This window comes from Blautia sp. SC05B48 (assembly GCF_005848555.1).
In the GTDB taxonomy this organism is placed as follows: Bacteria; Bacillota; Clostridia; order Lachnospirales; family Lachnospiraceae; genus Blautia_A.
The window spans coordinates 3,634,955-3,646,301 of the sequence record NZ_CP040518.1; the positions used below are offsets into that span (position 1 = coordinate 3,634,955).

Genomic DNA, 11,347 nt, shown 5'->3' on the forward strand with positions numbered 1-11,347 from the left:
TGGTTTCTGTTTTTGATATAAAGACATAAAAAAAATCTTCCGACTCTGCAGATTCTGCAAGAGACGAAAGACAACTGCTGTCCTACGCGGTACCACTCTTATTTCATGAATAAAAATTCACACACTTGACAGATACTGAATGTATATACATCCTTATATCCTCTCCGGATAACGGCGGACACCGTCTGCGTCTACTCTCTTATATAATATATAAAGATTTCAGGCAGATGCTCCGAGGCGAGTTCCACAAATCCCTTCCGCTGCTTCTCACCGGCCAGCAGCTCTCTGTGCTCCGTTCTCTTGTGTACTATTCCTCATCTACGCATTTTCTTTTTGAAACTGGTATTAGGTTAACACGTTATGGAAGATTTGTCAATGAAATTTTAACGATGCACCGTACGAAACAAGATCATGGTTATATAAAAAACCAGAAAAAGATATCTCTCACCGTTCTGTCAATCAACCTGTAGATCATTTTTATATTCCTGGAAATATGAAGGTCATGCGGATATTTGCAATTGAAGCAGGGAACTTACTTGATTCGGGTGAACTGCAATATTTTTTATTTTTAACAAATTTTTGTTATATTTTACCAGTAAAACATGCTATAGTTCATAGTAAGAAAAAAATTTCGGAGGTATTTTTAATGAAACGTGATCTGAAAAAAATCGTAAGCCAGATGACACTGGAAGAAAAAGCCGGCATGTGCTCAGGTCTTGATTTCTGGCATCTGAAACATGTGGAGCGCTTAGGAATCCCGGAAGTAATGGTCAGCGACGGCCCTCACGGACTTCGTAAGCAGGATGACAAGGGCGATCATCTTGGAATGAATGACAGCATCAAAGCCGTCTGCTTCCCGCCGGCTGCTTTAAGTGCCTGCTCCTTTGACCGCAAGCTGATGGAAGAAATGGGCAAAACTATCGGAAAAGAAGCTCAGGCCAACGATGTATCCATAGTTCTCGGACCGGCCGTAAACATCAAACGTTCTCCTCTCTGCGGAAGAAACTTCGAATATTATTCCGAGGATCCATATCTTGCAGGTGAGATCGCAGCCGCTTTTATAAACGGAATACAGTCCCAACATGTAGGAACCTCTATCAAGCACTTTGCAGCAAACAACCAGGAATATCACCGCATGAGCAACTCTTCCGAGGCTGATGAGCGTACTTTACGTGAAATCTATTTCCCTGCATTCGAAACTGCAGTAAAAAAAGCTCAGCCATACACCTTCATGTGCTCCTACAACCAGATCAACGGCACTTTCGCATCTGAGAATAAATGGCTTCTCACAGATGTTCTCCGCAGCGATTGGGGCTTCAAGGGCTATGTGATGTCTGACTGGGGCGCAGTCAATGACCGCGTTAAAGGCCTTGAGGCAGGACTTGATCTGGAAATGCCCTCTTCCAATGGAGTCAACGATTCCCTTATCGTACAGGCAGTAAAAGACGGTTCCCTCAAGGAAAACATTCTTGACGAGGCTGTTGAACGTATTTTACGCATAATTTTTGAATATACAGACAACCGTGCACCGCAGGATTTCACTATGGAAAAAGACCATGAAGAAGCACGCCACATTGCGGAAGAATCTATGGTTCTTCTGAAAAACGATATGCAAATTCTCCCTCTGAAAGCATCCGAAAAAGTTGCTTTCATCGGTGGTTTTGCAAAGAAGCCTCGTTTCCAAGGTGGCGGAAGCTCTCATATCAACTGCTTCAAGATCACAAATGCACTGGATTCCGTTCCTTCCGATGCACAGGTTACTTATGCGGAAGGTTTTCCTGCAGACAAAGATCTCTACGATGACGCACTTGCAGCTGAAGCGATTAAAACTGCTGCCGCCGCTGACAAGGTTGTGATCTTCGCCGGACTTCCGGACAGCTTTGAATCTGAAGGATACGACCGTTCCCACATGAGGCTTCCTAAATGCCAGAACCGTCTCATTGCTGAGATCCTTAAAGTACAGCCGAATACCGTGATCGTCCTCCACAACGGTTCCCCCGTGGAGATGCCATGGCTCAATGATGTAAAAGGACTTCTGGAAGCATACCTCGGCGGTCAGGCAGGCGGTACCGCTGTCGCAAACATCCTTTACGGAAAAGTAAATCCAAGCGGCAAGCTTGCCGAGACAATGCCGCTCAAGCTCTCCGACAATCCATCTTACCTGAACTTTGGCGGTGGTGAAAAGGTTGAATACCGTGAAGGGGTATTCGTAGGCTATCGCTACTACGATACAAAAGAAATGGATGTAGCATATCCGTTTGGCTATGGACTCTCCTACACTACCTTTGCCTGCAGCAACCTGAAGATCTCCAATGAAAATCCTACAGACAAAGACACGATCACCATTTCGGTTGATGTAACAAATACAGGAAACGTGGCAGGAAAAGAAGTCGTACAGCTCTACGTCAAAGACTGTACCCATTCCGCGATCCGTCCGGAAAAAGAGCTCAAAGGCTTCGAAAAGGTTTTTCTGAACCCAGGCGAAACCAAAACAGTAACCATGGAACTGGACAAGAGAAGCTTCGCATGGTACAATACAGAACTTCATGACTGGTTCGCAGCCAGCGGCGAATATAAGCTCCTTGTCGGTACCTCTTCCAGAGATATCCATCTTGAAAGCAGGATCCATCTGAACAGCAGTCAGGAGCTTCCGATGCATGTTCATATGAACACTACCCTGGGCGAACTGTTCCGCAACCCGAAAACAAGCGAAACAGCAAAAGAACTGACAGCAAAATATATCTCAGCCATGAATGGTGGTGAAGAGTCCTCTTCTGAAGCCGCTTCCGAAGCTGTCACCGAAGAAATGACAGAAGCCATGACCGACTCCATGCCATTACGCGCACTGGTAAGCTTCGGCGGGTATTCCAGAGAAGAACTTACAAAAATTATTGAAAAATTAAATAAACTGGTATAATTTCACATAAGTGCCTCAAACAATGATGTAGATATCATAACAGAAAAACTGTTATATTACACTACGCCATATTTTGAGGCACTTACGCTCTATTTCCAATCCCTGAAGAAGCCATTCTACCTGTTGAAAAGTGATCTCTTTTACTTCATCTGGTGTCCTGGGCCATTGAAATTTCATATCATCCAGAAGTTTTTTGGTCGCAAGCACAAATCCATTATAATCATATCTCAGAACTTTTATGGAATCCTTCCGTCTGTTGCAAAAGATGAACACATAGCTGCTATTATACGGATCCAGTTTAAAATTTAGCGTGACCGTTGCAATCAGCCCTGAAATCTGCTTTCGAAAATCTGTAGATCTACAGGCAAGAAATATACGGGATGCTCCTTCAGCAAACCGCTTCATCACAATTTTTTCAATGTCTGCAAAAGTTTCAGAAGTGTACCTGGATTAAAGTTTTCTGGCACATATATTTTCATTCCCTGAGAATAGATCATCAGCCGGTTGTCATTAGATACGATACGGCCTTGAGGATTATGGGAGTAATTCTGAGATGCAGGCCGCAGGACTTCGCCAAAAGCTGTTGATGATTCCTGACTTGTTCTGGACATAAGATTCTCCTCCTTAATATCAAGTTTCTCTCAGTATATCAAGAAGAGATCCATTCGTCACTACGCCATGTTTTGAGTCACTTACAATTCTTTATCTCTACCAGTTCCAGTCGCTTCCGGCTCACCGTCTTGCTCTCTGGATGCCATGACTGCTCCATAAGCAATGTAAGCAGGGCGGACAACGATTCGTTGATCCGCATATCTCTTATATAATCGGAAGTTGAAGCCAATGAGTAGAGGTCCGTGAGGATGGTGGTAAAAGGGGCGGAATCATCGGGATGGAACACAGGGCTGCCGCCACGTTCCTTATACTTCTCATAGATAGCAGGCAGGGACGGGGCGTAGAAATGGCACCACTGGAGGGACCAGAGGGATGGAGTAGGAGCAACACGGTTGAGAGTACCAGTGCTTTGAAAAGCAACTGTGTCTTTCTCACAGGCAGTCTCGTTCACACAGGTGGGTGTGCTGATACTGGTGTTGTTCACACTGGTGCTTTTTCCCTCACTGTTATACCCGGTCGAAAGCTATACGCTTTCCTGCAGTCAATGAACACACAGTCCCCAGCTGACAGCTCATAGGTCGTTCCTTCGTAGGTGAGAGTACCGTTTCCAGACAGGACCACAAAACACAGAAACGAGGTCAGGTTCGTTCTGGTCGATGTATGCGGGTGGATGGCCTATAACGATCCGACCTCCTGCAGATGCAGTAATGATGTCCGGGCAAATGTGGACGGTGTGTACAGAATTCGGGAGGAGGTCACGGACGAGGATTGTGGGTTGAATAATTCTTGGTCCATATTATGTCCTCACCCTCTTTCCGAATCTTTACCTTACTCTTTTCATTGTCTGTGCTAAAAGTGCTCTGACGTTTAATTCATTTTCCGGAATATTTTCTACTGCAAATTTATAAGAATATCTGTAAACCTCTTTGACCGTTATATTTAACTGTTGCGACAATTCTAATGCTATTTTCTCGGCCACCTGTTTACACTTTTTTCTAAAGCTTCCTCTTTCTTCAATTTTACTATTATATTGTGTCTGATTAGAGAAATTTGGCAAGGCAGCTTCATATGCTGTAAAATCCAACTGCTCGGCAATTGAATAATCAACCTGTTGATTACTGTATTCAGCACGTAACGATTGCAAGAACTGCTGTTTTCTTTCGATATATGTTTTAACCAAAAGCACTTCTGGCGTATACGGCAAAAATTTGAGAAAGCGACTATGATCATGATAACGCTGTATATCCTCTTGATTTCCATACTGAGGATATGGTATCACATCTGTTTCAACATCTTTATCCATAAATGCGGTAACAAAAACATTGTCATAGAATACATAGTTATTTGCTTCAACATAAAAATTGATAACGTTTTTATATCCGCCAATTTCAAGAACCCGAATATCAAGATACGCCTGTTCTGGATAATAGGAAAAATACTTTCTTTTTAGTTCCATAAACAATGCTTTTGCCATATCATCCTCAACTAGAATGACAATATCCGGCATTGTATCCTCTCGCATACCAATGGCACCAATAGCTTTTGCTGGTGGGCAATGATACATCACGTCTATTTGTCCGCTTTCATTTCCTTCTTCAAGCAAAATCACATCTTTTTGGCTTCTTATTAAGCTGGCTGAATGTGTCGTAATTAAAATCGTCAGCCCTTTTTCATCTGCCATTTCTTTTAGGCATGAGAGCAATCGAATCTGAGCGGATGGATGCAACGCCAACTCAAGTTCATCAATTAATACAAGCGACCCATTAGACACATTATGTATATCATACAAAAGATTCAACAGTACTATTTCGCCAAAGCTAAAATTTCTTTCCGTATAAAATCTTCCATCTTCTACTGGTATTGCATATGCAATGTTTCTACGTCTAGTATCTACTGCTGATTTACCTCTTCCTCGATATAGCTGTCCCGTTGTAATTCGAATCATTGATGAATACTTGTCTGTTCCAAAAATTTGATTGAGTTTTTCATTTATCCAGTCATCGCCCCGATGATTTTTTCGTGGTGTAATATCTGTCTGCGTAAAAACACGTTCATCTTTCGTTGTGATGTTTACTACTTGAGGATACCCCATAAGGCTCAGAACATCATTTTGTTTATTAGCCTTCCATTTTCCACTACTTCTCTTGGAATATTTAGTGCTTTCTCCATCAACTTCATACTGTATATAACCAGAAAAGAAATCTAACCGATCATTTCCATTTGATGCAGGGAAACCGGTTCTAAATGCATTGCTATTTTTTATTCTGCTCAAGCAGGTAAATAGTGTCGTTTTTCCGCTTCCATTCTTTCCTGTAACAACATAAAGCCCTGGTGTTGGAATGCAAAACTCCATATGTTTAATATTCTTTATGTTATCTATTATAACTTTCTTTGTCATTCTGTATCTCCCATGATTTTCCTATATTCTTATCCCAAGTGAATACTTTGTCATCCGAATACAGTTTTCTATGCCCTCTTTTACTTGCACATCATCTTGAATATTCCGAATTTCGATTGGAGTACAAACAATTTGATTACGGTCTACTTTCGTTGGTGCATTTGCTCCATATGCATTTACGGTATAGTTCCATAGGCCTTTGCAGCCAACAATAGTTACACAAACATACATCGCAGTTGAACGGCCTAATTTCTGGTACATTTTCGATGTTCCCTGTATCAATTTTCTGAGTTCAGCTTCGAAGTCAAATATAATCAAATATCGTTCCGTTTTTAGTTGCTGGCTTCTTGAATTTTGTTCTCTTATCTCAAAATCCATTTTTAGTTCAACAGCACCAGTGTTAAAAATTTGTAACTGCTCAAAATTCCGCTGTTCAGAGTAATCAGGAAAATAGACACCATCTACATTTGGAACCGCACGGTCATAGATCATGCCATTAAATAGATCATCAAAATTCAATTTTCCTTCTCTGTACAGATCATACATCGGAACGCAATCACTTCTAAATGTGGCTGGAATCACCTGCACAAGTGCAAATGGTTTCTTCATTTCTGTAATATGTTCTTCCAGTCGTTCTTTTCTAAAGCTCTTGATATCTTCTGACAGCATTGCAGCGTTTAAGAATCCATTTCGTATCTCTGTATAACTCATTGCCTGCTTTTTGTTCCCGTGCCTTATGTAGAAATGAAACTGTCCTTCTGGTTCTTCTGTAATATATGGTTTGTACAGTCCTCGTTGAATATGAAGTACCACAATATATTTGTCATCTTGTAATGAAATGAACGAAAAGGCCACATCCGGCACAGTTGGGCGAATCGCCTGTAGTTCATTCCGGCGATCCAATTCAAAGCGATCAATATTAGGAATCGAAATACCTGCTAATATACTGGCTACTCCAGAAGTTTCTCCGATTCCATAAAAGATGTATCCTCCGTCTGCATTCGCAAAGGAACAAACATCATTTCTAAATTCAGCTTGTTTCTCTTTCTTATTGCTTTTATCTATAAGTGGTGCAAAATTCACCTTATAATCAATAAAATTATTCTCTCGATAGGCATCATTACTAAGAAGGACCTGAAGATCGTCCGCAGTCCATTCTCCAAATTCTTTATTATTTATCTTCATGTGGTTTATTCCTCCTATCCAGAGTTATTCCTTCACATCTCAGCCAGTCATAAGACCGTTGCCTGCTGCTCACCACGGAGAGGTGTGTGAAGATTTGAGCAGCTACCGTGTGAGATCGCTCACACGGCCTAAATTGTCATTCCCAGCTAAAGCACATTCCTTGGAAACCATCCGCTTGTTCTTTGCTATTGAACACAACCTTGATTTCCTTCTCTACTGTACAGTCATCGCTGACTACCAGAATATGTCTCTGTGAGAAGTCATAATCGAATGTTACTGTTGGGGATTCAAACAGCTCTCCATCTACATAGATGTCCGCTTTGTTGTCACCAGATTCAAAGGTGTAATCTATACCGAAAACGCCAGATGCTGATGCATTCAGCGTGAAAGTTGTATCATCTACACGTTTAAAATCTTTATCTGCACCATACCAGATGAAGTTATCAAACTTATGTACATCAGCATTGATAGCATCAACATTTTCCATCTTTCCGGTAGATGCCGCCACATTTTCGTCAATGACATTCTTTACCGTTTCGTAGTAGATTTCCTGTCCAGCGTCATTCGGATGAACACCGTCATTTGATAGATCATCATAAGCCTTTCCAGAGTTATTGAACGCTACAATCGTGTCTGCTACAGGGATTCCATAATGATCACAGATGCTTTGGATTGTGATTATATTGGATGTATAGTCACGCTGTGAGGATTCTAAAATTGAAATAATCGAGCAATTCGGGTATTTATTTTTGATGGCTTGTACTATCGCTTCATAATATACGTCCAAGCCTTGTAAGGCATCATTCTGACCATAGCAGATAACTGCCAAGTCGTAGTCGATGTCATCATCCAGTGCCATTGTCTGGACATAACCAGCATAAGAGGTATTACCTCCCATTGAAACATTTGTTACGGATACAGATGCTTTATTAACAGTCCTTAAATATGCTTGTAACTGTTTAAACCACTGCTGCCCATCTGTTTCTGTGCCAGCACCCGCACCGATTGAATCTCCCACAACCAAAACATTAACGTCAAACCCATCTGATAGCTTCTGATAAAAGCTATCCTCTGCCTTTTTCTGTTTTAATGCGGCTTCTTTCTCCTGCTCTTCCTGATACAGTTTTGCATTCAATGCTTGTAATTCTGCCGATTTCTTGTCCTCATCCTTTTTGTTCATCCAAAGGAGAACACCAAGGAGCACAGCGAGCAAAGCTATAATAATCGATAGTATTACATTTTTCCGGGATCTACTGCGGTCCCCCCCACACGACGATTATGACTCATTCTTTTCTCCTCAGTTATAGACTTTTCTTAATTTCCGATGAACAAATCCCAGGCGTTCTTTTCATGCGTACAACTTCTTTTCCATTTTCTTTGCACCACTCAATAGCTCTTTGAAATCCTGCATGATTTTGATCCTCGCCAACTGCAAAAACATCAAAATCCAATGTCTTAATAGTCACATCAACATCTGTATAACTTACCACTTCATCAACTACACGTAGCGCACTAACCAATTCTTTTCTCTGTTCTGTTGTATACATAACTTTAGCATCTGGTTTTGTTTTCAATATATAATCGCCATCCTGAACAGCAACTATCAACCAATCTCCAAGGTTCTTCGCATTTTTAAACAACCGAAGATGTCCCAGATGAAAATAATCATATACTCCAAATGTTACAACTTTTTTCATTTTCATTCTCCATATATTCTTCTTATTTTATTCTTCTTGCTTCAATATAATATCTTTTTTCCTGAGCATGTCCCATGGAAAACGTTTTTCGTGGTAATGAACCATTTTTTATGATTTCTGAAAATAAATTTTCTTTATCGATGGCTGACAATAAAAGCCCTATACAATCGGATTTACAGCTCAATTTCTTTAAAACATCATCATCGTGAATATAATCAATGTCACAATTATTTGTTTTAACGTAATCATCTAAAAATCTTTGTAAAATGCCGACCGTCAATTCTCCTAGACTTTCATCTAAATACAGTACGCCTTGTTTTTCCTTTGTATAATATTCCACCTTATGCTTACTGTGTGATACGCATATTGTTTTTATTTTTGTGAGAAAATCACTGATATCTACATTCATTAGCAATCTATGTATAGGTTCAAACTGTTGTGATTCGTCCTGCAAATTTTCTAGCTCAACCAACGCATATCTTGCCTTTATACTTGTTTCAAAAGCTTTCTTTTGCTGTTCATAGCATTCTTTTGCCGTAGCAAGCGAATGGTTTCCATCTCCTACAGCAAAGATCATCGGATTTTCATCTAATCCATAATATTTTTCTCTAATATCTTGTAAATACTTTTCTAAAGCAGTATCAAATATCTCTGCTTTGTCTTTAGATACAAGCCATCCAGTGATGTGTCCTCCATCCTGCATCAAATCGAAATCATATAGTATTTCTAGCTTTTCTTTAATCGTCTCAATCGATTCCAACAATTGATGCTTTTGATCATCACACAAAAGCAATATATGAGGCAATTCAATGTTCGCATTTTCACGGATCTTGACTCTTGGCGGTATACGGTCTACCACTGTTTTTTCTGTTGCCCTGATTTTAGATTTTGCGTTTGGTTTATAATCGTAATCTTCCAAATCAATTGCGCCAACTATACCTTTACGAATAGCACCATTTTTTAATTTTCGTTCAACATATATATACGAATCATTATATGTTTCAAAAATATTCCTTTTTAAATAGCTATTCATTGTTTCATTAATACTAGCTATTTTATCATCATTATTTTCCGACAGTTGTGCTTCCGGTAAAATCAAATTATATGTAGATACTTCATCTCCGACATATTTTTGCACATTTTCCCAGTATTCAGGTTGTGATGTGAATTGATCACATGCAACAACTGCCCACTTTCTATAATCTTTAATTTTTGGAAGTAAAATATCCGTTTTTTCAAATACCATCTCGATTATACTTTCTGTTCTTTCATTTTTTCTTTAATTTCTGTAGTGCTTATTCCATGCGTATATGGCAAATACTCAATTGAGGCCCCATACTCTGCAAACTGCTTTTCTGTACGCATATAACGCTCAGATCCCTTCCAGTCATCTCCAGAGAACAGAACATCAAATCCAAATTTCTTTAGCGCCAACATTTTGTCATCGGTTTCTTCAATCGTTACCAACTCGGCTCTGTCTACAACTTTTAGAGCATTCAAAATTCGCACTCTTTGATCTTCTGGGTAAACAGGCTGCTTTTTCTTGATTTCAGTAACATACTTATCATCACAGACACCAACAATAAGAATATCGCACATTTCTTTGCATCTTTCCAAAAGGTTCAGATGTCCCACATGGAAAAGATCAAATACTCCACATGTATATCCAATATGATACTTCTTCATTTAATATTTCCTCCTTTATAACTTCAACTCAATAATCTGGTGCTGATTTCCGCGTTTTTCTATCGGTGGAAGTTGCATATAGTCACCATAAGCCGTACGCAAATACAGGTCAGAATCCTCTGGAACAGAAAATTCTGTATTCTCAAATATCGCTATGCTCAATTTATCAAAACATTTCGTAGGAATAATCCACTTTCCGTATGGTGTTGCCCCAGTTGCTTCATAATAATATTTCGTTTTCTGATCATTATATTTTCTATTTATAGCATCAGCATTTTTTATCAAAGTATTTCTATTTTGAGTCAGCGAAAAAGCAATATAAGGGAGATACTTTATTTTTCCGAATATGCGTTTCCATAATTTTTTGTGTCTAACCCATGGTTTGACGTGATTTTTCATTTGCAACGCATATCGATAAAGCATCACCCGTCTACCATGGCTATATCTGTCAGACTCAGAATCCGGATATACATCATATGGAAACACATCAACAAATAACTCATTATGTGCTCCACTATTTTGTGAAACATTTTCTATATATACTGTTCCAAGTTTTCTCACTTTTGCATACGCATGTGGATAATTTTCATCACTTTTCCATGTTTGCAAAAAATAGTTTTTGCCTAGCTTTTCGGGTGCAATTTGAAGGAACTTTTCATACTCATCTCGAAGCATGCCAATATCCATATCATCATCCCAAGGAATAAAACCTTTATGTCGAACTGCACCAAGCAATGTTCCTGAATCCAAAAAGTACTTGATGTTATTTTCATCACATACTCGCTTTATTTCTTTTGCAATCTCCAGCTGTGCGAGTTGAACCTTTCGCAAAGTCTCATTATCCATTTTTAC

General features: G+C 39.7%; 12 protein-coding genes and 1 other annotated feature. Of the genes, 1 reads left to right on the top strand and 11 read right to left on the bottom strand.

Annotation, left to right across the window (positions count from 1 at the left end):
* Nucleotides 1-56: 56 nt before the first annotated feature.
* Nucleotides 57-330, bottom strand: a binding site (T-box leader).
* Between the two features lie 316 nt (nt 331-646).
* Nucleotides 647-2,917 (top strand): glycoside hydrolase family 3 C-terminal domain-containing protein, encoded by a 2,271-nt coding sequence (locus tag EYS05_RS16920; RefSeq protein WP_138277601.1) that lies wholly within the window; start codon nt 647-649, stop codon nt 2,915-2,917.
* A gap of 51 nt (nt 2,918-2,968) precedes the next feature.
* Here EYS05_RS16920 and tnpB read toward each other — a convergent pair whose 3' ends face one another.
* From tnpB to EYS05_RS16975, 11 genes are all read right to left on the bottom strand, one after another.
* Nucleotides 2,969-3,322 (bottom strand): IS66 family insertion sequence element accessory protein TnpB, encoded by a 354-nt coding sequence (gene tnpB, locus EYS05_RS18255; RefSeq protein ID WP_138277602.1) that lies wholly within the window; start codon nt 3,320-3,322, stop codon nt 2,969-2,971.
* Nucleotides 3,322-3,528: a hypothetical protein gene (locus EYS05_RS16930; protein ID WP_138277603.1), complete on the bottom strand. Its 207-nt coding sequence runs from the start codon at nt 3,526-3,528 to the stop codon at nt 3,322-3,324. The genes tnpB and EYS05_RS16930 overlap by 1 nt, the downstream gene beginning before the upstream one ends.
* A gap of 77 nt (nt 3,529-3,605) precedes the next feature.
* Complete coding sequence (locus EYS05_RS16935) at nt 3,606-4,013, bottom strand: hypothetical protein (RefSeq protein ID WP_138277604.1); 408 nt, start codon at nt 4,011-4,013, stop codon at nt 3,606-3,608.
* Entirely contained in the window at nt 4,010-4,150 is a 141-nt protein-coding gene (locus EYS05_RS18260) for a cupin domain-containing protein (protein WP_158293343.1), read from the bottom strand. Before EYS05_RS18260 ends, EYS05_RS16935 begins: the two co-directional genes overlap by 4 nt.
* Before the next feature lie 202 nt (nt 4,151-4,352).
* Nucleotides 4,353-5,927 (bottom strand): ATP-dependent nuclease, encoded by a 1,575-nt coding sequence (locus EYS05_RS16945; protein WP_138277605.1) that lies wholly within the window; start codon nt 5,925-5,927, stop codon nt 4,353-4,355.
* A gap of 21 nt (nt 5,928-5,948) precedes the next feature.
* Complete coding sequence (locus EYS05_RS16950) at nt 5,949-7,112, bottom strand: ATP-binding protein (RefSeq protein WP_138277606.1); 1,164 nt, start codon at nt 7,110-7,112, stop codon at nt 5,949-5,951.
* 136 nt (nt 7,113-7,248) lie between these two features.
* Entirely contained in the window at nt 7,249-8,292 is a 1,044-nt protein-coding gene (locus tag EYS05_RS16955) for an SGNH/GDSL hydrolase family protein (protein ID WP_138277607.1), read from the bottom strand.
* A 121-nt stretch (nt 8,293-8,413) separates the two neighbouring features.
* The gene (locus EYS05_RS16960; RefSeq protein WP_207670814.1) at nt 8,414-8,809 is read right to left on the bottom strand and encodes an adenylyltransferase/cytidyltransferase family protein; all 396 of its coding nucleotides are present in this window, start codon (nt 8,807-8,809) and stop codon (nt 8,414-8,416) included.
* A gap of 22 nt (nt 8,810-8,831) precedes the next feature.
* Nucleotides 8,832-10,055 (bottom strand): DUF1015 domain-containing protein, encoded by a 1,224-nt coding sequence (locus EYS05_RS16965; protein ID WP_138277609.1) that lies wholly within the window; start codon nt 10,053-10,055, stop codon nt 8,832-8,834.
* A gap of 5 nt (nt 10,056-10,060) precedes the next feature.
* Nucleotides 10,061-10,495: an adenylyltransferase/cytidyltransferase family protein gene (locus EYS05_RS16970; RefSeq protein WP_138277610.1), complete on the bottom strand. Its 435-nt coding sequence runs from the start codon at nt 10,493-10,495 to the stop codon at nt 10,061-10,063.
* A gap of 15 nt (nt 10,496-10,510) precedes the next feature.
* Nucleotides 10,511-11,341, bottom strand: coding sequence for a LicD family protein (locus EYS05_RS16975; protein ID WP_138277611.1), 831 nt, complete (start codon nt 11,339-11,341; stop codon nt 10,511-10,513).
* Nucleotides 11,342-11,347: the final 6 nt, after the last annotated feature.